Genomic DNA, 24910 nt, shown 5'->3' on the forward strand with positions numbered 1-24910 from the left:
ATGTCACAAGTAGTATCAGACAAACTAACTAAAAAAAATAAGGAATTTCTCCACATCGCTACTCACCAACTCCTCAAAGATGGCAAATCCGATGAAGAAGTAAAAGCAATCTTAGAAGAAATCATTCCAAACATTTTAGAAAATCAAGCCAAGGGTATCCCTGCCCGTGCTCTCTACGGTGCACCAACTTACTGGGTCTCTTCTCTCACTACTAAGGAGCGCTATGACGCCGAGCATCCAAAACAAAACGATGATCCAAAATGGATGATGCTGGATTCCGTCCTCTTCATTTTCGGTTTCTTCACCGTTCTGACTTCCATCGTTAATTTGGCATCTTCTAAACCGTCTGTTTACGGCATGACGACACTTGTCTTTGGTAGTATTGTCGGTGGTCTCGCTTTCTACGCCCTCTATCATTTCGTTTACCGTTTTTACGGACCAGACACTGACCGTAGCCAGCGTCCACATCTACTCAAATCTATCCTTATCATGCTAGTAGCCATTGGTCTTTGGACCCTTTCAATTGTTGGTTCTAGCTTACTGCCCGACTCTCTCAACCCGCATTTGTCAAATATCGTCGTTGCCATCATCGGAGGGATCACCCTAGCACTCCGTTTCTACATCAAGAAACGCTTCAATATCAAGAGTGCAACTATGGGACCAGCGAAATACTAAGCAGCATAGAAAAAGAGGTTTTTCAACCTCTTTTATTTTGCTCTTTTTGAAAAGTATAAGACCAAGTCATCATTATTATCGCACGAATCATAGGGCGTGAGTGGCTGATTTTGAAACCAAACTCCTGACCCATCTGGCATATAACCGCGACCTACATACAGTCGTTGTGCTGGACCATAGCCTTTATGTAGCCCAACACCTAAGCTAACCACATCTGAATAATGCTGCGCTGCTTGCTCTGCTTTGTCCAATAAAGCTGTCCCGATTCCTCGCTTTTGGAAACTTTCAAAAACATTAAAATCCGTTAACTCAGGATAAAGACCAGCAAAAGGCCCATGCTTTGCCAATGGGATGACTGTAATGTAACCAGCCAAAGATTCCCCAACAACCGCCACCAAAACTTGGCGTTCACCCGCCTCTTGCTCCAGAAAGTAGCTTTCTAAAATCTCTCTCCGACCAGGCCAGCCCTGCTGGATAAGAGCATTCGATAAGCCTTCAATATCCTCAAAAAGCATCTTTCTGATGACTAGTTCTTCTGTCATGGCAAGCCTCCCATATCTCGATAGTTGCTCCTATTATAGCACTATCCCTTCCTATCATCAAGACAGCAAAAATCCCTGCTAGAAGCAGGGATTCATATTAGTCTTCATTTACGAAAGGCATCAAAGCCATTACGCGAGCGCGTTTGATAGCTGTTGTTACTTTACGTTGGTTTTTAGCTGAAGTTCCTGTTACACGACGAGGAAGGATTTTCCCACGTTCTGAAACGAAACGGCTAAGAAGCTCAGTATCTTTGTAATCAACATATTCAATCTTGTTTGCTGCGATGTAATCAACTTTTTTACGGCGTTTGAATCCGCCACGACGTTGTTGAGCCATGTTATTCTCCTTTATATTATAGTTCTAGTTTTGTCCATTTTTAGAATGGTAAATCATCGTCTGAGATGTCCATTGGATTGGAATTCCCAAAGGGACTTTCTTCACGAGAAAAGTTCGGTACTTGGTTGAATGAGTCAGCATTCCCATAGCTTGGTGCAGAATTTCCACCGAAGCCACCGCCACCAAAGCCAGCTGAAGGCTGCCCTTCACGGCTTGCACGACTTTCCAGAAGCTGGAAGTTGTCTGCAACGACTTCTGTGACATAGACACGCTGGCCTTGCTGATTGTCGTAGTTACGAGTCTGAATGCGACCAGTAATTCCGATTAGAGCGCCTTTTTTGGCCCAATTAGCAAGATTTTCTGCCTGCTGACGCCAGATAACAACATTGATAAAGTCCGCTTCACGCTCACCACTTTGATTTTTAAAGTTGCGATTAACAGCCAGAGTAAAGGTTGCGACCGCTTGGTTTTGCGGTGTATAGCGAAGTTCAGCATCACGGGTCATACGTCCCACAAGTACAACGTTATTAATCATAATTTACCTTCTTAAGCGTCAAGTTTGACGATCATGTGACGAAGAATGTCAGCGTTGATTTTTGAAAGACGGTCAAACTCTTTAAGAGCTGCATCGTCGTTTGCTTCAACGTTAACGATGTGGTAAAGTCCTTCACGGAAATCTTGGATTTCGTATGCAAGACGACGTTTTTCCCAGTCTTTTGATTCAACAACAGTTGCACCGTTGTCAGTCAAGATAGAGTCAAAGCGTGCTACCAAAGCGTTTTTAGCTTCTTCTTCAATGTTTGGACGAATAATATAAAGAATTTCGTATTTAGCCATTGATATGTTCCTCCTTTTGGTCTAATGACCCCAAGACGCTGCAAGGGGTAAGTGAGGTTCACTCACAAATAATAATTATACTAGATTTCCTTGCAAATAGCAAGAATAAATTTCGCTTTTCTTTGAATGATCTGCTAAAGCATTTTATCAGCTAGACAAAGCATACCAGCAAGTGATTATTGCACCTGTTCGGCTCCTTCTTTTAAGCGACCGTAAAGCAGATAGGGGACGGATGTTAATTCTTGAAGGTTGCGGCAGGACAGGGCACACATCAACAGCCGTAAATCTTCTTTCCAGCCATTTACAATAGCAATGACCTCTTCGACTGAGTGTTTTTCGACCAAGTCTAACATAGTCCGAGAAAGGCCGACTGCTTTGGCACCCAGAACTAAGGCTTTAACCATATCCAGAGGATGACGAATACCACCACTAGCTAGCAGGTCTACCTTGTCCACCCAATCTTGCGCTGCCAGTAAGGCTTGAGCTGTAGTCTGCCCCCAACCGTTGAGATAGTCTCGCTGGCCACTCCGCCGATTTTCAATATAGGCAAAGCTCGTTCCACCACGACCAGAAATATCAAAGGTTGAAATCCCTAGTGCCTGCGCTTCCTCAATCGTCTTTCGATCCATGCCAAATCCTACTTCCTTGAGGACAAGGGGGACTGGAAAATCTTTTCCATAGTCTTCCAAATGCTGCTTCCAAGTTCTGAAAGTCCGTTCTCCCTCAGGCATTAGCACTTCCTGCATGACATTGACATGTAGCTGGAGAAACAAAGGTTTCAAATCCGACACCACCTGCAAGCCTGCTGCTACTGGTTTGTCAAGTCCAATATTGCTGGCCAAGAGTAGACTAGGCTTATCCTTTGCCACAGCATAAGAGTCATCATCCGGATTTTTCAGAGCAGCACTGTAGGAACCTGTCACAAAGAGGATGCCACAGGCCTCTGCCACTTTAGCCAGTTTTTCATTGATTTCTCGACCTTTTGGACTTCCACCTGTCATGGCATTGATATAAAAGGGAAAATCCCAGTCACGCCCAGCGAAATGAGTGGATAAGTCAATCTCGTCCAAATCATAGGCTGGCAAAGAACGATGAATCAATTCTATATCATCAAAGCTATTGTAGCCAAGGGGCTGTTCTAGGGCGTAGTTGATATGATCATCTTTACGACTTTGGCTCATGAGCACCTATCCTTTCTTGGTAGAGCAATTCCAGACCAGCTTCTTGCCAGCGTTGGATCAAGGTTTGGCTACCTTCGGCAGCAAAAGACAGGGCGAAACCACAGTCTCCTCCGCCAGCTCCACTGCTTTTAGCGACACAATCCAAGCCCTGACTCGCCTCTCTTAAGGCCTGTAATTTCTCCGTGTAAATCAGCGGACTGAGCCTGTCTAAAAGTTGGCTAGCAGTCGATAGACTACTCTTTACAGCTATCTTATTCGCAGACTCAAGAGCTTCTTTCAGACCGTCCACCTGAAGCTGGGTTTGAGTCAAGAAGTCCTCGTTTAAACTCGACTTAACCTGCTTGACAAGGTCACTCGAAATAGCCGGTTCTCTCGTCCAACCCACCAAGAAATCACAAGATAAAGCAGGATGGATAGGCTTGATTTCATAGCCCCAATCTTGATCTAAAATTTCTAATAGACTTGTGCCGAGCAATCGCTGGCGGATTGCCATCCGATCAAGAGAGCGGTAATAAACCAGTTGTTCATAAGCAATGCAGGCTAGATCTCCCATGGAGCCATTATCCCCCCGCTTAAGAAGCACTACTGCAGCTAGTCTAAAGAGGAGGTCAGAGCTTAGTTGCAGCTGATAAAAGGCAGCCATAGCCTTGATCGTCAAGACAACCACGCTGCCACTGGAACCCAGCCCAAACTTGCGCCCGTCTTTCTCCATTTTTCCTCTGATAGTCAGAGCAAAAGGGCGCAATGGGCGTTGCAGCAAGCTGAGATAATCGTTCATCAACTGAATGGTCTCCTGAATCAAGGCATAATCCGCATCTGGTGCTAGACTGGCTTTATGGCTAAAAAGATCCGAATCCAGCTCATAGCTGTCCGCCGCCTCAATCTCTGCCCGCATATAGATGGGGATATTCTTAATCAAAGCCGCATGACCAGAGCTCAGAACAGCGTATTCCCCAGCTAGATAGAGCTTCCCGCAGGTCTGGACTTGCATCTTAGTTTCCATCAGGCAATTCCTTCGTTTTGGAGACAATCAGACGGTACTGAGCCGCAAAGAGGGGCACCAAGTCTTCCAAGTCCTCTTCAAGACAGAGAACCTTGACATTAGGACCAGCATCCATCGTGAAATAACAAGGATGTCCCTGGCCTCGGAGCTGGCGAACAAAGTCCATTGCAGCATAGCTTTCCTCTGTCAGATAAGTAAATGGAGGCGTGGCTGTCTCTGTCGTTGCATGCATCCGCAGGGCATTCTCCTCGGTCAACAGCCCAACTTTCTCAAAATCATTATCCTTTAGGTAGACCAGCATATCCTGATAGTCCTGTGCTGACTGGTCAATCCAAGCCTGAAAATTTTTGGACGTTTCGGCACAGAGCTGCATGCCAAGTCGACTAGAAATCGGCTTTTTCTCATCATGAAGCACCAACATAATCATGGCTAGCTTAAGATCGGTTTGCACAGGATAAATCGCTCCGCTATCCTTGTCCCATGCTGCCAAAGGACCAAAGAAGGAGCGGGCTGATGAACCTGAAGCAAACTTGGCCAACTGAGCCAGCTCCTCAGTATTGTAATGAGTTTCAAAATAAGCATCACAAGCCTTGACCAGAGCAGATAAACCGCTGGAACTAGAGGATAAACCTGCAGCTGTCGGCATATTGTTACTGGTGTCAATCCGAACCCAGTCACTTGGCTCCGTCCGAAAGCGATCAATAATCCGACTGACCTTAGTATGCTCTTCTGGGCTTTGCAATTGCCCATCGATATAAAATTCATCGCCAGCAGCCTCAGCAGAAAGTGGACTTAACTGGGTTTGGGTATACATATTCTCTAAAGTCAAGGAAATACTACTAGTAGCAGGAATCATCCGCTCGGCATCCGCCTTGCCCCAATACTTGACAATGGCAATATTGGCGTAAGACTTGACACTTACAGACTTTCTATCCATATGTTGCTGGCTCCTTTCTCTCTCAAAAGACGGGCTAAGTCTTCCGCCTCTTTCTTTTCTTTTATTAGCACAATCACGCAGCCACCTAGACCACCGCCACTCATTTTGGCTCCAAGAGCCCCATTTTCAAGCGCCAGCTCGACCAAGTCATCAGATAGCTGGCAGGAAACTCCCAACTGGGCTAGTTTGCCGTGCGCCTTGGTCATAGCCTGACCCATGGTTAGCAAATCCTTGAGCTGGATCGTCTTCTCAACAATTTTCGTCAGATTTCCCAGCTCCTGTAAGAGGGGCAGAGCCTCCTGACCCAAACTTTCCACCTTTTTGATGGCTTCCCGCGTATGGCCGTGAATACCCGTATCCGCAATCAGCAGATAAGCGCCCAAATCTAACTCGATCTCTGAAAATCCGACATTGCGGATAAACTTGATGGCTACATCACTAAGGCAGGTCTTGGCATCCAGACCGCTTGGATTCATATGGGCAATCATCTCTGCTCGATTGGCCAGAATTTCCAGAGTTTCATGATCCAAGGCCTCTTCGAAGTAGGCAAAAACCGCACGAATGGCTGCAATGCTGACAGCTGCAGATGAACCCATGCCTCGTTTTTCTGGCACCATGGAATTCACCTGGCAACGAATCTGAGCACCTTGCTTCCCCAAGTGCTCCAGACAGGCAAAAACAGCCATGGACAAGGTATCTTCCTCATAGAGAGTCCAAGGCTTCTCAGAAGGAAATACCTGACAAGTCACTTCGATATTATTGAGAGGCAAAGCCAAGGCTGGATAGCCATAGACCACCGAATGCTCCCCCATCAGAATAATCTTGCTATGTGCCTTGCCGACACCCTTCTCTTTTGTCATACTTTCTCTCTATTTCTTCCTTCTATCTTCTATATTTTAATATACTTTTGAAAAAAAAGCGATCTTTTCCTATCTTGACTGACAAAGTCACGTTAAGCAGTCAAAAACTCCAAGCAAAAGCCGGAGTTCTATCCTATTTTATCATCAGTGACGGGCCTTTGGCTTCGGTAGGGAGGAGGCTACCACTCTCTTCTGATTAGATCCATCAGTTCATTGCGGTCTAAAATCCACTGGGCACGCTCATCCTTTTCATAGGTGCGATTGGACAGAAAGATTGCGGCTTTCTGCTCCGCCCGATTATACATGATAAAAGTCCCCGTATAGCCAGTATGATCCAGCCATTCCCCTTCCAAATTCCAAGCTAAACTGCGTGTCTTGCCCGGCTCTAGAGCAAAGTTTTGGCTCAATTTCTCTGCAAATTCATCCTGCAAATAATGCTCTAAAAAAATCTGCAAATCCTCAAGTCTTGAAAAAAGCCCGGCACTTCCAGCATGATAGCCTAAGACACGCGCTTTGGGATCATGAACCACTCCCGCTTTCACGCCACGAACAGTCGGCACCGCAGAAGCTACTGGCCCAAAGCTGGTTTTCTGCATCGCCCACAGCTTAAAAATCTTTTCTTCAAATAAACGATCCAAAGCTTCCCCATACAGCTCCTCCAGCATAAAGCCCAGCAGGAGAAAATTAACATCTGTATAATGGAAGGCTTTGTCATCTAGCACTGTCAAGCTATTGAGAGCCACCTTTAATTCTTGAGCATTGAGCCTATCCCGATTGGGAATAAAAGGATCGAGCCCAGAGGTATGGGTTAACAGCTGGCGCAGAGTCACCCGATCATCATGAAAGGCTGGATAGTATTGCCGCAAAGGCGCATCGATATCCAAGTCACCAGTCTGAAACAAAAATGCCACCAAGGTCCCTACGCCAACCACCTTGCTGACGCTGGCCAGATCATAAACCAAACCGGCTCGCGTTACTGATTGATTGGCCGGGTCTGCTAAGCCAAGATAAAAACTCTGCCAGCGTCCGTCACGATAAAGAGACAAACTAGCCCCAGGATAGAGACCCGCAGCAAGTTGTTGATCGATCTTTTCTAAAATCCGCTGGGTCATAGTTGCTCAAACCATAGTTCAATATTATTTCGATCTTGGCTGACTAAGAATTTTTTAGATTTAGGTACAAAAAATTCCTGTGTCGCAAAAATCGATGACAATTTTTCCACATCAAAGTCTGCCATCAAACATTTGAGCATAGCCAGATCCCAAGTTTTCGTATTATCAGCTTGCAAATCTTCTCCTTTGGCTTCCTGCACATCTAGGAAATCCAAGACATTGCTCACTGGCTGATAGAAAGTTTTGACAGCCTGTAAATCGGGGACACGAAGCTCAATATTTTCCACATCAAATTGACTCAAGCCGATAAAATCGTCCTGCCCTTCAAATGCAGGAGTTTTTTCGACTGGTTGTAAGCTACTCAGATCCTCTTCCGCATGGAGTAAGATGCGATCGCCTTCTGGAGAAGTCGCTTCAAATGCATAACCTTTTTCCCCACGATATAAACTATCAACTTCAATCTCTCGAGCCAACAAAGCCTCAATTTCTGACGCTTGTGCCACCTTGATCACTAAGCGAGCCAATTTCTTTGCCCCTTTCACTCGACGAGAGCGCATGCTTGGAGATTCTTCTAAAATCAATCTTTCTGTTTTGGTTTGATCGCCCAAAGACAACTGGGCTCCTTCTTCTAATAGGGATTTCATCCCTAGCGTTTTGCTATAGAAATCTTGATTTAGGTTCCGATTATTTACTTTTATTACTGGAACAATTCTTGCAACATGATTCACACTCATAACTTCCTCCAAACTATTTTATTGTAATAAATTTTCATTTTTTTGACAAGAAATTATGCGCAAACCAACAATTTTCAGAACATTTCCACTATCCTAATCTAACAGATCAAAAATATAAAGCAAATCGCATTTTTCTATTAGTCAAAAGCTAATAAAAAAGACCAAGATTTCTCTCAGTCTTTTGATAAATATTATCCGTAAATCACTTTAAACAAAGCTACTGCTGCAATACCAGCTGCAATTGGTGCCACAACCGGTACCCAAGAATACCACCATTTTGAATCACCCTTGTGTTCACCAAGGATTGATTTTGGCAAGATAAAGTGCAAGATACGAGGTCCGAGGTCACGGGCTGGGTTAAGACCTGGTCCAGTAGGACCTCCAAGTGAAGTTACCAAGGCCATAACAAGGAAACCAAGCGCCAAGTGAGCGACAGCAGATGAACCATTTGTTGCTTGTGCAAATGTATTGTGAATAAGACTTTGAACATCTGATTCTGCTACTTTCTGACCAGCTTTAATTGCTTGATCAGCTTGTTGTTGTACATTCTTCTCAATAAGAACCTTCAGTTCCGCACCGAAGTGAAGTTTAGTCAAGCCCATCGCTGCAAAGAAAAGAACAAATGAACCAACAAACTCATTGATAAAGCCATTAATTGTTGCTGCTTTACGAGATCCAGGTGTTCCGTGATCTAGACTTGAAATGGTTGAGAAAGTACCCAAGATATTGTTTGGATTTTCTGTTTTCAAGTAGTAAGGGCGGTGTGTCGCTACGACCAAAGCCTGTCCGAAGATAGCACCCAAAACTTGAGCAAGAATGTAAGGTGCCACATGCGCCCATGGGAAGTAACCACTAATCGCAAGTGCTAAAGTGAAGGCAGGGTTGATGTGGTTACCTGAGGTATTTCCAAACATCAAAGCTGGAATCATAACCCCCATACCGTAACCAACAGCAATGACCAACCAGCCACTTTGATGACCTTTAGTTCCTTTTAATTCAACATTCGCAACAGCACCATTCCCCAAAATGATAAGGATAGCTGTTCCTAAAAATTCCGTGGCATATTTAATAGCCCAACTGAAATCCATCTAATTTCTCCTTTAAAATTTTTTAGACAATCTATATTTTATCAAGTATAATGGATAATGTAAAGGTCATTTTAAATAAAAACCAGAAAAAGAGGGAAAAATATGCGCTTCAATCAGTATAGTTATAGCAAGACAAATCCAGACACTATGCGCCAAGAATTAGCAGAGTTGGGCTTCATCTATGAGCCGCACCTTTCTGACAAAGACAATCTCCAAAGCTTCCTACGACGCTGTTTCTTTCTCTATCAGGATACTGACTACTTGCTTCGAGCTTGGGCAGCTGATAGCGAAACTGACCTATTGACCTTCTTCGAGTCAGACCGTGAACTGACAGCTGAGGTCTTCTATATGACCGCCCTTCAGCTCTTGGATTTTGTACCTTTTGTTGATTTCACCGATCTTGAGAAATTCCGAACAGAAAGTAACTTCCCTATCGTTTACGACGATCTGCTAGAAAACCTCTACCAGTTGCTCAACACTCGAACAAAAAATGGCAATTTGCTGGTTGATAAGCTGGTCAGCGAGGGATTGATTCCTGAGGACAATACCTACCACTACTTCAACGGCAAGAGCCTGGCAACCTTTTCCAGCCATGATGCCATTCGTGAGGTGGTTTATGTAGAATCACGCGTGGATACTGATGGAGACGGCCAGCCAGATCTGGTCAAAGTTAGCATTATCCGTCCTCGTTACCAAGGGCAAATCCCTGCTGTCATGACCGCTTCTCCTTATCATCAGGGAACCAACGATCCGGCCAGCGACAAGGCTCTCCATGATATGAATGTGGACTTAGCAAAAAAAGAGCCCCATCAAATCACAGTACAAGATCCTGAGCTCAAATTGCTCCAGCTGGATTCGCCGGCTCCTGCCCAAGAAGTCTCTGAAGCCGAGGAAAAATTGGGTCATATCGGCACCTACACCCTCAATGACTACTTGCTGCCCCGCGGCTTTGCTAATCTCTACGTGTCTGGCGTGGGAACCAAAGATTCTCAAGGCCTGATGACAAGTGGTGACTACCAGCAGATCGAGGCCTACAAGAATGTCATCGACTGGCTCAACGGCCGCTGCCGAGCCTTTACCGACCACACACGCCAGCGGGAAATCAAGGCTACTTGGTCCAACGGAAAAGTGGCTACAACCGGTATCTCCTATCTAGGCACCATGTCCAACGGGCTGGCAACGACTGGCGTAGATGGGCTGGAAGTCATTATCGCCGAAGCTGGGATTTCTTCTTGGTACAACTACTACCGCGAAAACGGTCTCGTCACTAGTCCCGGAGGTTACCCAGGAGAGGATTTTGAATCCCTGACCGAACTGACCTACTCCCGCAACCTGAGGGCTGGTGACTACCTGCGTCATAATGATACTTATCAGCGGAGCCTAGAGCAACAGCGCAAAGACCTAGACCGGCAAACCGGAGATTACAATCAATTTTGGCATGACCGCAACTATCTGCTCCATACAGATAAGGTCAAGGCCGAAGTCGTCTTCACTCACGGCTCTCAGGATTGGAATGTCAAGCCCCTCCATGTTTATAATATGTTCCGAGCTCTGCCAGCTCACATCAAAAAGCATCTCTTTTTCCATAACGGTGCCCATGTTTACATGAACAACTGGCAGTCCATCGACTTCCGCGAAGCCATGAATGCCTTTTTATCTAAAAAATTACTTGGTTATGCCTCAGACTTCGAACTGCCGCAAGTCATCTGGCAGGACAACAGCCAAGCTCAAAATTGGCTAACTCTGGAAGACTTTGGTGGACAAAAGAACTACGCTCATTTCCAACTAGGTGAAGGCTCTCAAAAGATTCAAAACCAATATTCAGAAGAAGATTACAATCGTTTTGCCAAAAACTACCAAAGCTTTAAAAACGAACTCTTTGACGGCAAGGTTAACCAGATCACTCTAGATTGGACTTTGGAAGACGACCTCTTCCTCAACGGAGCGAGCCAGCTCAATCTGCGCCTTAAATCCAGCACGGACAAGGGGCTGATTTCTGCCCAGCTACTGGACTTTGGACCAGCCAAACGCCTCACTCCGATTCCGACACCGCTTGAGCCTCGAGTCATGGACAATGGCCGCTACTATATGCTGGACAATCTGCTTGAGCTGCCTTTTGCTGAAACGCCACACCGTGTTATCACCAAAGGCTTCCTCAACCTGCAAAATCGGACAGATTTGCTGACAGTCGAAGAAGTTGCCCCTGACCAATGGATGGAATGTAGCTTTGAACTGCAACCAACGATCTATAAGATGAAAAAAGGCGACCAACTGCGTCTCGTCCTCTACACCACTGACTTTGAGCACACCGTCCGTGATAAGACCGACTATCAGCTGACAGTAGATCTAGAGCAGTCCAGCCTAGACTTGCCAATCATGGCATCACTGTCATAAAATCTAAAAGACGCTGAAATTCAGCGCCTTTTTCTTTTATTGTAGATTGAAATATTTCTCTGCATATTTTTTATAATCCGGCTTTTCCTTGCGGTTCATAGCAAAGAGCATACTGCCTGTGAGATAATCCTCGTCTGAATCAGGAATTAGCATAATAGCAACATTTTTATCTTTCTCAGGAAAGACGATAGAAAATATTTTGCCATTATCTTTCCGAGTCAGGCCATAATAACTCACCCCATTTTTAAAACCAACAGCATTTTGAGTATACTTATACTCTTCTTCGTTGATAATGATGGTCTTGTCTTTTATTTCAATGGTCATTTGTTCTCCTCTAACATCCTGAACATTCCATTTCCCCTGAATTTTAGGGCTACCACTACAGCCGATTAGGATGAAGAGGGATGAGAGCACTACCAACAGCAAAGCTTTTATCTTCTTATTTTTCAAGTTGTCTTCTCCTTGGGATATAGATTCATGACCATTCTACTATAAAGACTAAATCTTTGTCAAACCTTCTAGAAATGTTCTTCTTGCCACTTTTCCAAAAAATGATATAATTGAAGAGTGAAGATTACTAAGGGGCTCAGCCCTTGCGAGAGAAAGGAAAGAAAATCTTATGATGAATATGCAAAACATGATGAAGCAAGCCCAAAAACTTAAAAAAGAAATGGACATTGCTCAAGCAGAATTAGCCGCAACTGAATTTATTGGAAAATCTAGCCAAGATTTAGTTGTAGCAACTCTTACTGGTGATAAAAAGGTTGTCAAAATTGACTTTCAGCCTGCTATCGTAGATCCAGAAGATACAGAAACTCTGTCTGATTTGACTAGCCAAGCTATCAATGCTGCTATCGATCAAATCAACGAAGTAGCTAAACAAAAACTCAGCGCTTTCCAAAGTGGACTTTCTTTCTAATTCTGTTAAGCCCTTTTAAACATCAACTCCCAAAAGATGAACTACTCATCCTTTTGGGAGTTTTTTTGCACAAAAAATTGGAGAAAAGATCTAAGCATTTTCTCCAATATGAATCTTCTTAATGTCTAAAATGTCTCACGCCTGTGAAGACCATGGTCAAGCCGTATTTGTCCGCTGCTTCGATGGATTCTTGGTCACGGACTGAGCCTCCAGGTTGGATGATGGCCTTAATTCCTGCTTTGGCAATTTCTTCCACATTATCAGCAAATGGGAAGAAGGCATCTGAAGCAAGAACAGCACCATCAAGACGATCTTTAGCCTGATCAATGGCGATACGGACAGAAGCCACACGGTTGGTTTGACCTGGCCCAACTCCAAGTGTCATATGGTCGTTGGTTACGATGATTCCGTTTGATTTGACGTACTTGATAGCTTTCCAAGCGAACTCAAGGGCTGTCGCTTCTGTCTCGGTTGGTTGGCGTTTGGTCACCACTTGCCAGTCAGCTGGGCTTTCCTTGACCACGTCTTGATTTTGAACAAGGAGACCACCAACCACGCCTGTGTACTCAGCTTCCACTTCGCTGGCATATTGAGCATCAAATGGCAATTCTAGAATGCGTAAGTTTTTCTTTTTGTTGGTCAAAATGGCTAGCGCTTCATCCGTATAGCTCGGTGCGATGATGATTTCAAGGAAAACGCCGTGCATCTTCTCAGCTGTCGCAGCGTCCACCTCACGGTTAAGGACGACAATTCCACCAAAGATAGACACTGGGTCAGACTCATAAGCATAGTCCCAAGCAGTCTCGATGTCATCTGCTTGACCGATTCCACATGGATTCATATGTTTCAATGCTACAACGGTCGGACGATCTTTGAAGTCACGGATAATACGAATCGCCGCATCAGCGTCACGGATATTGTTAAAAGACAATTCCTTACCGTTGAGCTGTTTTGCTGAAGCAATCGAGTAATCCGTTGGCAAAGCTTTTTGGTAGAAATCTGCATCCTGTTGAGGATTTTCCCCATAGCGCATAGCTTGCTTGAGGTCATAAGTCAAGGTCAGTTTTTCAGGCTTGCTTTCGCCGACCTGAGCTGTGAAATATTCTGCAATCAAGGCATCATAAGCCGCTGTGTGACGGAAAACCTTGGCTGCCAAACGTTGGCGAGTTTCATAACTTGTTTCGCCGTTTGCTGACAATTCGTCAAGCACCACAGCATAGTCAGCAGGATCTACTACAACCGTAACGCTAGCATGATTTTTAGCTGCTGAACGAAGCATAGATGGCCCGCCAATGTCAATATTTTCCACCGCATCTGCATAGGTCACATCTGGTTTGAGAATCGTTTCCTTGAAAGGATAGAGATTGACTACAACAAGGTCGATGAGCTCAATCTGATTGTCCTTAGCCGCTTCCAAGTGGCTATCCAAGTCACGACGAGCCAAAAGTCCACCGTGGATATTTGGATGAAGGGTCTTGACACGACCGTCCATCATCTCTGGAAAACCAGTCACATCATCGATTGCAATGGTCTCCACCCCAGCATTATCAAGGGCAACCTTGGTCCCACCCGTCGAGATAATATCCCAACCGAGTTTTTTGAGTTCTTGGGCAAATTCAACAATGCCCGCTTTGTCTGAGACGCTGATTAAGGCGCGTTTAGTCATTATGTTCTCCAATCTAAAATGTTAATTATAGCGATCTACCAAGCGTTTCGTTTCTTCTTCATTAAATTTTAGTGTGCACAAAGTAGGATTTCTTCCATCAAGATAGGCGATAAATGATAACAATCCAAAACTTTTTCCTTTTTCCCTAAAAGCTCTCTGATCTTGATTTACTGAATTATTGAAAATATAATTTCGAATAATAGATGGTAATTGGAATGTAAGTCTATATTGTTCATAACCTTCAGTTGGTTCAATTATCCATACATCATTCTCATTTTCATTCCAAGTGATAGTTACTTCTTGATGTGGGTTTATAAGTAGCGAATTACGAAACATACGATCATCATCAGGTATAAGTGCTATGATTTGCGAACTCTTTGTGCTCGCTATATAAATACTTCCAACATTTTGTACAGCGAGTACAAATTCATCCGCAACTGATTGTAAATTATCAAAATCAAGCCATCTATAAAGTTGATCATAGCTTAAATTATTAATCTGACTAGAAAACTTTTCTTTAAAATTATTAAAATCATCACTACTAATATCATCGCCACTAATATTGTGTCTAAAAAATAATTCATCTACAATTTGATTTATAAAATCTCTAATCCATTGATAATAACCAGACGATAAATCCATTAAGTAAATCTTATGAGCGATAGCCAATCTTTGAGCATCATCTGTAAATCCTGATGTAGAAAAAATAGCATAATTATAATTATATTTAGGTAATTTTAACTCTTCATCTGTCATTGTAACTGTAGAATAATTAGTATTTACATCTTGTAGAATACCTATTCCCATTCTAACTCTATCTATACCTATCTTATTACTTGTATAGAATTTAGCCTCTAAAAATAAACGTATAGGATGAGTAAATGGGGGTGTAATACGAAATGTTTCTAACGAGTCAAATTGGTGATAAGCACCTCTCCCCTTGATATTTAGACCATTCCTAGGTAAATTTACAATATCATTATCGGTACTCGTTACTAAATCATATCCGTTAACTTCTAATAACTTGGCCAGCACAATTTCTAATAAATAACCTTTTGCTTGTGATTTTTTCATTATTTCATCTCTACTCCCAAGCTATCCAGAACCTCCGGATACAGCTTGTACTCCGCTTCATGAATGCGAGCTTCAAAGCTTTCGATGGTATCATCAGCTAGACGTGGTACACGGACTTGTTTGATGACCTTGCCTGTATCCACACCAGAGTCCACCCAGTGAATGGTCACGCCACTCTCAGCGACACCAGCATTCCAAGCATCCTCAATCCCATGAGCACCTGGAAATTCTGGCAGGTAGGCTGGATGAATGTTGATGATTCGATCTTCATAAGCCTCCAATAAGGTTGGCCCAACGATTTTCATGTAGCCGGCGAGGCAAACCAAGTCAATCTGGTGTTCTTCCAAGAGTTCGACAAGGGCTGCTTCGTAGTCTGCCTTGTTCTCGAACTCCTTGAGTTCAAAAGCATAAGACAGAACGCCAAGCTTGTCTGCACGCTCGAGCACATAGGCGTCACGATGGTCTGAAAAGACAAACTCCACCGGAAATTCTTCGGCAATCACCTGAAAATTTGAGCCATTACCAGAGGCAAAAACCGCTATTTTTTTCATTTGATGATGACACTTTCGTTTTCTTTCTTGACGATGCGACCAATTTCATAGACTGGTTCATCCAGCAATTCTTTGACGCGACCTACATTTTCAGGGCTAACTGCCAGCATGAGTCCTACACCCATATTGAAGATTTCAAACATTTCTTCATGCTTGATTTCACCGTATTTTTCAAGAGCCTTGAAAATAGGAAGGACTGGAACCTTGCTTTCCTCAATCTCTGCAGCCAAGTCAGCTGCAAACATACGAGGAACATTTTCGATAAAGCCACCACCTGTGATGTGGGCAATTCCATTGACCAATCCTTCCTTGATAAGTGGTAAGACAGCCTTGACATAGATACGAGTCGGCTCAAGAAGGACTTCCTTGAGTTTCTTGCCTTCCAATTCTGGCAAGACTTCCTTACCTGTGTAGTCGGCAAAAACACGACGCACGAGTGAGTAACCATTTGAGTGGATACCACTTGAAGCAAGTCCAAGAATCACATCACCTTCAGCTACTTTTGAACCGTCTATGATTTGAGATTTTTCAGCCACGCCGACCGCAAAACCAGCTAAGTCGTAGTCATCTTCGCCATACATACCAGGCATTTCAGCCGTTTCTCCACCGATGAGAGCAGCGCCTGCCTGCACACAACCTTCTGCCACACCAGCAACGACTTGTTCTAGTTTAGCTGGTTCATTCTTCCCTGTCGCCACATAGTCGAGGAAATAAAGGGGCTCCGCACCTGCAGCAATGATGTCGTTGACACACATAGCCACACAGTCCTGACCGATGGTATCGTGCTTGTCGTACTTGATAGCCAGCATGAGCTTGGTCCCGACACCGTCAGTCCCTGAGATCAAAACAGGCTCTTTGACACCTGTTTTTGAAAGATCAAACATGCCACCAAAGCCACCAAGAGCTCCCATGACACCTGCACGCTCCGTACGAGCCACGTGCTTTTTGATCCGCTCAACAACTTCATAACCCGCTTCAACATCCACACCCGATTGGGCATAAGCATTTTTATTTGTCATTTGTTTGTTCCTTTTTTTAATGAAGAATCGTCATCCGCCTATTTGTAAAAACTGGTCTTTTCTTCCAAACTTCTACGATAGTCTTCTTCATAGTCGTAGAGAGGAGTTGGGTAGTCACCGTCAAAGTAAGCGACACAGAGACCGCCATTTGGCGCATCTGTTTCAATCCCGATAGAATCAATCAAGCCATCAATCGAAAGATAGGTCAGGCTATCCGCACCAATGATTTGGCGTGTTTCTTCTACCGTATGATTAGCCGCAATCAGCTCCTGGCGCGTCTGGATATCAATCCCGTAAAAACATGGATAAGCTAGCGCTGGACTGCCAATAGCAACATGAACTTCAGACGCACCTGCTTCTTTCAAAAGCTGAACGATACGGCGAGAGGTCGTCCCACGAACAATGGAATCATCAATCATGACCACACGTTTACCTTTGACAACACCCGAAACAGCAGACAGTTTCATCCGCACACCTTGCTCTCGCAACTCTTGAGTCGGTTGGATAAAGGTGCGTTGGGTGTATTGGTTCTTGATAAGACCCATCTCATTTGGCAGACCGGATTCTTCCGCAAAGCCCATGGCTGCGCTGAGTGAAGAATTGGGCACACCGACCACAATATCCGCCTCATGCTTAAATTCACGCGCTAATTGGGCACCCATACGTTTCCGAGCTGTATGGACATTGACACCATGGATATTGGAGTCAGGGCGGGCAAAGTAGATATACTCCATAGAGCAAATCGCGAGCTGAGTATCATTTGTGTAGCTATCATACTGTATACCATTGTCGTCAATAATGACAATCTCGCCTGGTTTCACATCGCGAATCCACTCAGCACCGATTACTTCAAAGGCACAGGTTTCAGACGAAACGACGACCGCTCCGTTGGCCATTTTTCCGATCGAAAGAGGACGAAAACCATTAGGGTCAAGGGCAGCAATCAACTTGTCCTCAAACAGCAAGATATAAGCAAAGCCACCTTTGACAAGACTAAGCGCTTCCTTGATTTTGCCCATCAAGCTAGGATTGTGACTACGGCGAATCAAGTGAGCCAAGATTTCCGAGTCCGAAGTCGCGCTGAAAATCGCTCCTCTTTGTTCTAATTCTTGCTTGAGAGATTCTGCATTGGTCAGATTTCCATTATGAGCCAAGCCAAACTGCATATCATGAAAGCGGAAAAGGAAAGGTTGGATATTGTCTACAGAAGCTTCTCCTGCGGTCGCATAGCGCACATGTCCAATCGCGCTCGTCCCCGTCAGTTTATCCAATTTGGTGGGATTTTTGAAAACTTCTGATAGAAGCCCCATATCACGATGGCGTTTCAATTGCCCCTGATCATTGGAGAGGATCCCTGCCCCCTCCTGACCACGGTGCTGAAGACTGTGGAGCCCAAAATAGGTCATTTTAGCAGCATCTGGATGTCCCCAAATACCGAAAACACCGCATTCTTCATTAAGAGATTTTACTTCGTATGTCATTTTTTATACCTTTTATTTCCCTGTGAAATAACGCACCGCTGACGCGAACAGGTGCTGGTCTTTATTTCCTGGGATGTTTTGGAAGAGACCGTCTTCATAACGTTCTGAGTGTCCCATTTTACCGATGATTTGACCGTTCTTGCTGGTAATTCCTTCGATGGCATTTACAGAACCATTTGGATTGTACTTAGAGTCCATACTTGGTTTGCCGTCAAAATCAACGTATTGGCTAAAGATTTGTCCATTATCACGGAGCTCCGCAAATTCCTCAGCCGTCACAACAAACTTCCCTTCACCGTGTGAAACAGGAATAGCATGGATATCACCCACTTGCACTCCGGCAAGCCACGGTGAATTTGTATTAGCAATCCGAGTTTCCACCATCTTGGCCACGTGCTGGTTAGCATCATTGTAGAAGAGGGTTGGGCTAGTACTGCTGGCATCCTCAAAGTTCCCGTATGGAAGAAGACCTGATTTGACGAGGGCTTGGAATCCATTACAGATACCGATAATCAAGCCACCACGAGCGATAAAGCTATCAATGGCTGCACGCACTTTTTCATTAAGAAGGATATTGACAATAAACTTAGCTGATCCATCCGGCTCATCCGCAGCTGAGAAGCCACCTGCAAAGAAGAGGATATTAGCCTTGTCGATATTGTCGACCATGGTTTCAACTGACTTGACAATGGCTTCTTCATTCAAGGTCACGAATGGCACCAAGTTGACCTCTGCACCTTCTTTTTCGAAGGCTTTAGCTGAGTCATATTCTGAGTTGGTTCCTGGGAATACTGGGATGTAAACAACTGGTTTTTCAATAGTTTCCTTGGCTTTGATGACTGCGTCAGAAGCGACAGCTGGCACTTCTGCCAGTTCTTTGGCTTGGGCAAATTCTGTTGGGTAGACTGCTTCCAGTTTTCCTTGGAAAGCATTATCGAGTTTGTCTCCATCTAGCTTCACGCCGTTGACAAGGAGAGCAAAGTCTGCGCTTGTTTGTCCAATCTTCTCCACTCCAGCGATTTCTTGAGGAGATGTGAAGACAAATCCACCCGATTGTGCTGTCAAAGCCGTTTCAAGTTCAGGCAAGGTCACCTCTGCACCGATATGATTTCCAAAGGTAGCAAGAGCCAAGCTTTCAAGCACACCGCCGTATTTAACAGCTGAAGCCGATGTTACTTTGTGGTCAGCTTGGATGGCTTCAAACTGAGCAAAGTTAGACTTAATCAAATCAAAATCAATCTCTTGTGCCAAGGCTTGACCTGGGATGTAGTAGATGTTTTCATCAGCGGCCTTGAACTCAGGAGAGAGCACCTTACGGCTATCTGCCGTCGTCACCCCAAAAGCAACCAAGGTTGGCGGTACGGTTAATTCTTCAAAGGTGCCAGACATAGAGTCCTTCCCACCGATAGACGGCAAGCCAAGCTGAATTTGTGCTTCGATAGAGCCTAGGAGAGCTGCTACTGGCTGACCAAAACGTTCAGCTTGCTTGTCCATACGCTCGAAGTACTCTTGGTATGAGAACCGAGCCTTAGACCAGTTTGCACCAGCAGCCACCAAACGAGCAGTCGCTTCGATGACCGCATAGGCAGCACCGTGGTATGGAGACCATTCTGCCACATATGGATTGAATCCTTGCGCCATGACAGACGCAGTATTGGTCACACCGTGCTGAACTGGCAATTTCTGCACAGATGCCTCAGTTGGTGTGAGTTGGTAGCGACCGCCAAGTGGATGATTGACAGTTGAACGACCAACCGAGCAGTCAAAGATAGTTTGCAAGCCTTTTTGACTCGCATGGTTCAAGTCAGATAGAACCGCAAGGGTATCAGCTTCAAGTGTGTCAGCGCTTGTTGTACGCTCCTCTGGAAGTTCGACATCCTTATCCACAACCTTGGCATCGACAACAACACGCACACCATTGGTATCAAGGAAACGACGTTCCAAATCCACGATTGTCTCACCATTCCAGTGCATGACTAGATTTGGTTTTTCAGTGACTGTCGCAACCACAACAGCATCAATATTTTCTTTGTTACATTCCGCAACGAAGGCATCTACATCCTCAGGACGAACCACGACTGCCATACGTTCTTGAGATTCAGAGATGGCAATTTCTGTACCGTTCAAGCCTTGGTATTTAAGAGGAACCTTGTTGAGGTCAATTTCAAGACCATCTGCCAATTCCCCGATGGCTACACAGACACCACCAGCACCAAAGTCGTTGGATTTCTTGATAAGACGAGTGACATCGCCATTACGGAAAAGACGTTGAATCTTGCGTTCTTCGATGGCATTCCCTTTTTGAACCTCAGCTCCAGCAGTCTCTACAGACTCAACTGTTTGAACCTTAGAAGATCCTGTCGCACCACCGACACCATCACGTCCAGTCTTACCACCGAGTAGAATAATGACATCTCCCGCTTCCGGTTTTTCACGGACTACATTTCCCTTGGGAGCTGCACCAACAACGGCACCAAGCTCCATACGTTTAGCTACAAAGCCTGGGTGGAAGTATTCACGAACGTAGGTCGTCGCAAGCCCAATCTGGTTCCCGTAAGAAGAATAACCATGAGCCGCTGTCTTAGAAATGACTTGTTGTGGCAATTTACCAGCACGCGTTTCCGAAATCGGAGCTGTAATATCACCAGCGCCTGAGATACGCATAGCTTGGTAAACGTAGGAGCGGCCTGACAATGGGTCACGAATGGCTCCACCGATACAGGTAGCCGCCCCACCAAACGGTTCAATCTCCGTTGGGTGGTTGTGAGTTTCGTTCTTGAACATGAGAAGCCACGGCTCTTTCACACCATCAACGTCCACTTCGATTTCAACCGAGCATGCATTGATTTCGTCAGACACTTCCATATCGTCCAAACGACCATTAGCACGCTCATAACGACCAAAAATAGTCGCCATATCCATCAAGGTTTGTGGCTTTTCAGACCGACCTAGTTCCTCACGCATGGCAATATACTTATCATAAGTCGCCTGCAATTGTTTTTGGAATTTAGAGGCTGAGAAATCAATCTGTTTCAACTCTGTCTCAAAAGTCGTGTGACGACAGTGGTCAGACCAATAAGTGTCCAAAACCTTGAGCTCTGTCTCAGTTGGCACGCGCCCGATTGACTTGAAGTAGTCTTGGATAAAGAGCAAATCATCCACTTCCATGGCCATCCCTTGTTCGGCCTTGTAGCGGGCAAAGTCTTCTGCCGTATAGCTTTCAAAGAAGGTCAATTTTGGAATGGTCTTGTCTGACTCTGAAAATTCCTGCTTGGCAATTCCTATCGTGATGTCCTTGAAACGAGAATCAACTGGGTTGAGCAGGTAGTTCTTGACTGCTTCCAACTCAGTCGCATCAATATCTTTATTCACCAGGTAAAGTTGAGCCGTGTTGACTGTCACGTCACTCGAACTTCCCAGCAAAAGCAAGGCTTCTTGCGAAGAAGCCGCACGTTGGTCAAACTGCCCTGGCAGGCTTTCAATGGCAAAGAAAGCATAGTTGGCAAGATCCGCCTGCACAGCCGCTTCATCCAAGAAATGGTCTGTCACCTGCTCAGAGAAAATGTGCTTCTCTGCAGGCGCAAACAAGTCCTCTGCCAAATCAAAGACATCATAAACCTGCACAATGCGAATACTTTTTAAAGTTGAAAGTCCCAAGTTATGCTGGAGCTCTCTTACCAAACTCTCTGACTTGACCTGAAAATCAGCCTTTTTTTCAACAAAAATACGTTTATCCATCAATTCTTATTCCTTTATTTCAGCTCTTGCAATGTTCCCAAACAGCCTTTAGGTTGTTATTTCAATTCCTGCAATTTTTCCCAGACAATCTCGTAAACGTCTGTTAATTCACCTAGTCCTCTACGGAAAACATCCTTGTCCATGTGGTTGCCATCCGCATCCCACAAACGGCAGTTGTCTGGTGAAAATTCGTCTGCCAAGATAATCTTGCCATCCTTGTCAAAACCGAACTCTAGCTTAAAATCAATCAACTTAAGACCAATCTCAGCAAACCAAGCTTTCAAAAGTTCATTGATACGACGCGTTTCTTCCTTCAAGTAAGCAATCTGCTGGTCATCCGCAATCTGTAGGAATTTCACATGCTCGTCATTGATAAATGGATCATCCAAATCATCATTTTTATAGTAAAATTCGACAATCGGAGTCTCAAATGCGATACCTTCATCTACGCCAAAACGTTTTGAAAAGGAACCAGCCGTGTAGTTGCGGAGCACAACTTCCAAAGGAATGATATCAACTTTTTTATTGAGCTGATCTGTATCTGAGATTTTCTCGATAAAATGCGTTGCTACACCGGCAGCGTTCAACTTTTCAAAGATAAAGGCTGAAATCTGATTATTTAACACTCCCTTGCCCGCAATCTGCTCCTTCTTGACACCATTAAAAGCAGTCGCCTGATCCTTGTAGCGGGACAAAATCACCTGCTCATCTTCTGTCGCAAAAATATCCTTTGCTTTTCCCGAATATAACAACTTGTTTGACATTTTATTATTCGCCTTTCGTGCTTTTATGCTTTAAGTTTATCACTTTTAAATATATTTTACAAGTATTCCCCGTACATTGCAGATTAAAAAACAGGAAAAAGATTGGAAATACAACAGTTAAAAACTGAAAATATCTTGTTTCCATACAAAAACAGGACTTTTTCAAGTCCTGTTCTAGAATTCATTAATATAAGTCCAAATAATTATCAATTTCCCATTGGGAAACGAAGGTCGCATAGCTAGCCCATTCAATCCGCTTGGCTTCAAGAAAGCTAGTGTAAATATGGTTACCCAAAGCTGCCTTGACTACCTCATCTTCAGTTAAAGCCTTAAGGGCATTGTGGAGAGTAGACGGCAGGTCTGTGATACCAGCTTCCTTGCGCTCCTCAGCTGTCATCACATAGATATTTTCCTCGATTGGAGCTGGCGCTTCGATTTTATTTTCCACTCCATGCAGTCCGACTTCTAAGAGCACTGCCATAGCGATATAAGGATTAGCCATCGGGTCTACTGAACGCAACTCCAAGCGAGTTCCCATGCCGCGCGATGCCGGTACTCGAACCAAAGGTGAGCGATTTTGTCCAGCCCAAGCGATGTAAACTGGCGCTTCAAAGCCAGGCACCAAACGTTTATAAGAGTTGACAGTCGGATTCATGATAGCTGTATAGTTATAGGCATGCTTAATCAAACCACCCAAGAAATAGTAGGCTGTCTCAGACAACTGCATTCCTTTTGGATCCTCTGGATCATAAAATGCATTATTTCCATCTTGGTCAAAGAGGGACATATTGCAGTGCATACCAGAACCAGCAATACCAAACTTGGGCTTAGCCATGAAGGTCGCATAAAGGCCGTGTTTACGAGCGATGGTCTTCACCACCAACTTGAAAATCTGAATCTTATCACAAGCACGAAGCACTTCATCATACTTAAAATCAATCTCGTGCTGACCAACTGCTACCTCGTGGTGACTAGCTTCCACTTCAAATCCCATCTTAGTCAAAACATTGACAATTTCCCGACGGGTATTATCCGCCAAGTCTGTTGGCGCCAAGTCAAAGTAGCCACCCTTGTCATTCACTTCCAGTGTCGGATCGCCATTTTCATCCAATTTGAAAAGGAAAAATTCTGGCTCAGGACCAAGATTAAAAGACTTGAAGCCCAATGCTTCCATATGTTTGAGAGCTCGCTTAAGGTTACTACGAGGATCTCCTGCAAAGGGAACATGTTCTGTCGTATAAACATCGCAGATCAAGCCTGCTACACTGCCATTTTCATCTCCCCAAGGAAAAACTGTCCAAGTATCCAAATCAGGATAAAGATACATATCAGATTCATTGATCCGAACAAATCCCTCGATAGACGAACCGTCAAACATAGCCTTATTTGATAAGACCTTTTCAAGCTGCTCATCCGTTGCTGGAATTTCAACGTTTTTCATGGTTCCTAAAATATCAGAGAACATAAGACGGATAAAAGTGACATTTTTTTCTTTTACTTCGCGACGAATATCAGCTGCTGTGATGGGCATGGGTAACTCCTTATAGTTTTAAAAAATAGTTTATGGCCGACGCATGTGACCAAAGGTTGGCAGAGAAGAGCCAAAACGACCTTGCTGTAAAATATCATTGTGGAGAGCTCGACGGACTTCCTTTTCACTAATCATTTTGTGGGATTTAGCTTCACGCTCAGCATATTTCTTTTTGATAGCGGCGATATTATAACCTTCAGAAATATAATCCTTAATTTCCAAAAGTCGATCCATATCATTCAGAGAATACATTCGGCGATTGCCCTCATTCCGAAGGGGAGTGATGAGGTTTTGCTCCTCATAATATCGAATCTGACGGGCAGATAAGTCCGTCAACTTCATAACGCTACCTATGGGAAAGACTGCCATATTTCGGCGAAACTCTTTTTCCTTCATTTTTTTCCTCTCTATGCACTATTATAACTAATTTTTTTTGTATGTCAACAATCAATGTGAGATTTTCTCAC

Annotated in this window: 24 protein-coding genes; 3 read left to right on the forward strand and 21 right to left on the reverse strand. The window is 44.3% G+C overall.

What is annotated here, in order from left to right:
• Complete coding sequence (locus tag D8797_RS01360) at positions 1-675, forward strand: DUF1129 domain-containing protein (protein ID WP_125378965.1); 675 nt, start codon at positions 1-3, stop codon at positions 673-675.
• Between the two features lie 32 nt (positions 676-707).
• Here D8797_RS01360 and D8797_RS01365 read toward each other — a convergent pair whose 3' ends face one another.
• From D8797_RS01365 to gla, 11 genes are all read right to left on the reverse strand, one after another.
• Entirely contained in the window at positions 708-1217 is a 510-nt protein-coding gene (locus D8797_RS01365) for a GNAT family N-acetyltransferase (protein WP_125378966.1), read from the reverse strand.
• Positions 1218-1314: 97 nt separating this feature from the next.
• The gene (gene rpsR, locus D8797_RS01370; RefSeq protein WP_000068664.1) at positions 1315-1554 is read right to left on the reverse strand and encodes a 30S ribosomal protein S18; all 240 of its coding nucleotides are present in this window, start codon (positions 1552-1554) and stop codon (positions 1315-1317) included.
• A gap of 40 nt (positions 1555-1594) precedes the next feature.
• Entirely contained in the window at positions 1595-2089 is a 495-nt protein-coding gene (locus D8797_RS01375; RefSeq protein ID WP_061908743.1) for a single-stranded DNA-binding protein, read from the reverse strand.
• 11 nt (positions 2090-2100) lie between these two features.
• Entirely contained in the window at positions 2101-2391 is a 291-nt protein-coding gene (gene rpsF, locus D8797_RS01380; protein ID WP_002896497.1) for a 30S ribosomal protein S6, read from the reverse strand.
• Positions 2392-2567: 176 nt separating this feature from the next.
• Positions 2568-3572, reverse strand: coding sequence for a type 2 isopentenyl-diphosphate Delta-isomerase (gene fni, locus D8797_RS01385; protein WP_125378967.1), 1005 nt, complete (start codon positions 3570-3572; stop codon positions 2568-2570).
• Entirely contained in the window at positions 3556-4575 is a 1020-nt protein-coding gene (locus tag D8797_RS01390) for a phosphomevalonate kinase (RefSeq protein WP_125378968.1), read from the reverse strand. The genes fni and D8797_RS01390 overlap by 17 nt, the downstream gene beginning before the upstream one ends.
• Positions 4565-5512, reverse strand: a complete 948-nt coding sequence (gene mvaD, locus D8797_RS01395; RefSeq protein ID WP_125378969.1) for a diphosphomevalonate decarboxylase — start codon at positions 5510-5512, stop codon at positions 4565-4567. Before mvaD ends, D8797_RS01390 begins: the two co-directional genes overlap by 11 nt.
• Entirely contained in the window at positions 5494-6372 is an 879-nt protein-coding gene (mvk, locus tag D8797_RS01400) for a mevalonate kinase (RefSeq protein ID WP_125378970.1), read from the reverse strand. The genes mvaD and mvk overlap by 19 nt, the downstream gene beginning before the upstream one ends.
• A 179-nt stretch (positions 6373-6551) precedes the next feature.
• Positions 6552-7484 (reverse strand): serine hydrolase domain-containing protein, encoded by a 933-nt coding sequence (locus tag D8797_RS01405; RefSeq protein ID WP_125378971.1) that lies wholly within the window; start codon positions 7482-7484, stop codon positions 6552-6554.
• On the reverse strand, positions 7481-8218 hold the full coding sequence (locus D8797_RS01410; RefSeq protein ID WP_125378972.1) for a CppA N-terminal domain-containing protein: 738 nt from the start codon (positions 8216-8218) through the stop codon (positions 7481-7483). Before D8797_RS01410 ends, D8797_RS01405 begins: the two co-directional genes overlap by 4 nt.
• Before the next feature lie 191 nt (positions 8219-8409).
• Positions 8410-9306 carry an aquaglyceroporin Gla gene (gene gla, locus D8797_RS01415; RefSeq protein ID WP_125378973.1) on the reverse strand — a complete coding sequence of 299 codons (897 nt, stop codon included), beginning with the start codon at positions 9304-9306 and terminating at the stop codon, positions 8410-8412.
• A gap of 102 nt (positions 9307-9408) precedes the next feature.
• On the opposite strand from gla, the gene D8797_RS01420 reads away from it, so the two are divergent.
• Positions 9409-11700 carry a Xaa-Pro dipeptidyl-peptidase gene (locus D8797_RS01420; RefSeq protein WP_125378974.1) on the forward strand — a complete coding sequence of 764 codons (2292 nt, stop codon included), beginning with the start codon at positions 9409-9411 and terminating at the stop codon, positions 11698-11700.
• Positions 11701-11736: 36 nt separating this feature from the next.
• On the opposite strand, the gene D8797_RS01425 is transcribed toward D8797_RS01420, so the two are convergent.
• The gene (locus D8797_RS01425; protein WP_185780821.1) at positions 11737-12150 is read right to left on the reverse strand and encodes a glycosyltransferase; all 414 of its coding nucleotides are present in this window, start codon (positions 12148-12150) and stop codon (positions 11737-11739) included.
• A 169-nt stretch (positions 12151-12319) separates the two neighbouring features.
• Here D8797_RS01425 and D8797_RS01430 point away from each other — a divergent pair, with 169 nt between their 5' ends.
• On the forward strand, positions 12320-12619 hold the full coding sequence (locus D8797_RS01430) for a YbaB/EbfC family nucleoid-associated protein (RefSeq protein WP_125378975.1): 300 nt from the start codon (positions 12320-12322) through the stop codon (positions 12617-12619).
• Between the two features lie 118 nt (positions 12620-12737).
• Here the strand turns inward: D8797_RS01430 and purH are convergent, their stop codons facing one another.
• The 9 genes from purH to D8797_RS01475 all read right to left on the reverse strand — a co-directional run bounded on the left by purH (position 12738) and on the right by D8797_RS01475 (position 24839).
• The gene (gene purH / locus D8797_RS01435) at positions 12738-14285 is read right to left on the reverse strand and encodes a bifunctional phosphoribosylaminoimidazolecarboxamide formyltransferase/IMP cyclohydrolase (protein ID WP_125378976.1); all 1548 of its coding nucleotides are present in this window, start codon (positions 14283-14285) and stop codon (positions 12738-12740) included.
• A gap of 21 nt (positions 14286-14306) precedes the next feature.
• Positions 14307-15359: a PDDEXK family nuclease gene (locus D8797_RS01440; protein ID WP_125378977.1), complete on the reverse strand. Its 1053-nt coding sequence runs from the start codon at positions 15357-15359 to the stop codon at positions 14307-14309.
• Positions 15359-15910: a phosphoribosylglycinamide formyltransferase gene (gene purN, locus D8797_RS01445; protein ID WP_125378978.1), complete on the reverse strand. Its 552-nt coding sequence runs from the start codon at positions 15908-15910 to the stop codon at positions 15359-15361. The genes D8797_RS01440 and purN overlap by 1 nt, the downstream gene beginning before the upstream one ends.
• On the reverse strand, positions 15907-16929 hold the full coding sequence (purM, locus tag D8797_RS01450; protein ID WP_125378979.1) for a phosphoribosylformylglycinamidine cyclo-ligase: 1023 nt from the start codon (positions 16927-16929) through the stop codon (positions 15907-15909). The genes purN and purM overlap by 4 nt, the downstream gene beginning before the upstream one ends.
• A 38-nt stretch (positions 16930-16967) precedes the next feature.
• Positions 16968-18410 (reverse strand): amidophosphoribosyltransferase, encoded by a 1443-nt coding sequence (purF, locus tag D8797_RS01455; protein ID WP_125378980.1) that lies wholly within the window; start codon positions 18408-18410, stop codon positions 16968-16970.
• 12 nt (positions 18411-18422) lie between these two features.
• Positions 18423-22148, reverse strand: a complete 3726-nt coding sequence (locus D8797_RS01460; RefSeq protein WP_125378981.1) for a phosphoribosylformylglycinamidine synthase — start codon at positions 22146-22148, stop codon at positions 18423-18425.
• 56 nt (positions 22149-22204) lie between these two features.
• The gene (purC, locus tag D8797_RS01465; RefSeq protein ID WP_125378982.1) at positions 22205-22912 is read right to left on the reverse strand and encodes a phosphoribosylaminoimidazolesuccinocarboxamide synthase; all 708 of its coding nucleotides are present in this window, start codon (positions 22910-22912) and stop codon (positions 22205-22207) included.
• A 184-nt stretch (positions 22913-23096) separates the two neighbouring features.
• Complete coding sequence (glnA, locus tag D8797_RS01470; protein WP_125378983.1) at positions 23097-24443, reverse strand: type I glutamate--ammonia ligase; 1347 nt, start codon at positions 24441-24443, stop codon at positions 23097-23099.
• A gap of 30 nt (positions 24444-24473) precedes the next feature.
• Positions 24474-24839: a MerR family transcriptional regulator gene (locus D8797_RS01475; RefSeq protein ID WP_125378984.1), complete on the reverse strand. Its 366-nt coding sequence runs from the start codon at positions 24837-24839 to the stop codon at positions 24474-24476.
• Positions 24840-24910 lie beyond the last annotated feature (71 nt).

Source organism: Streptococcus cristatus (assembly GCF_003944225.1).
In the GTDB taxonomy this organism is placed as follows: Bacteria; Bacillota; Bacilli; order Lactobacillales; family Streptococcaceae; genus Streptococcus; species Streptococcus cristatus_K.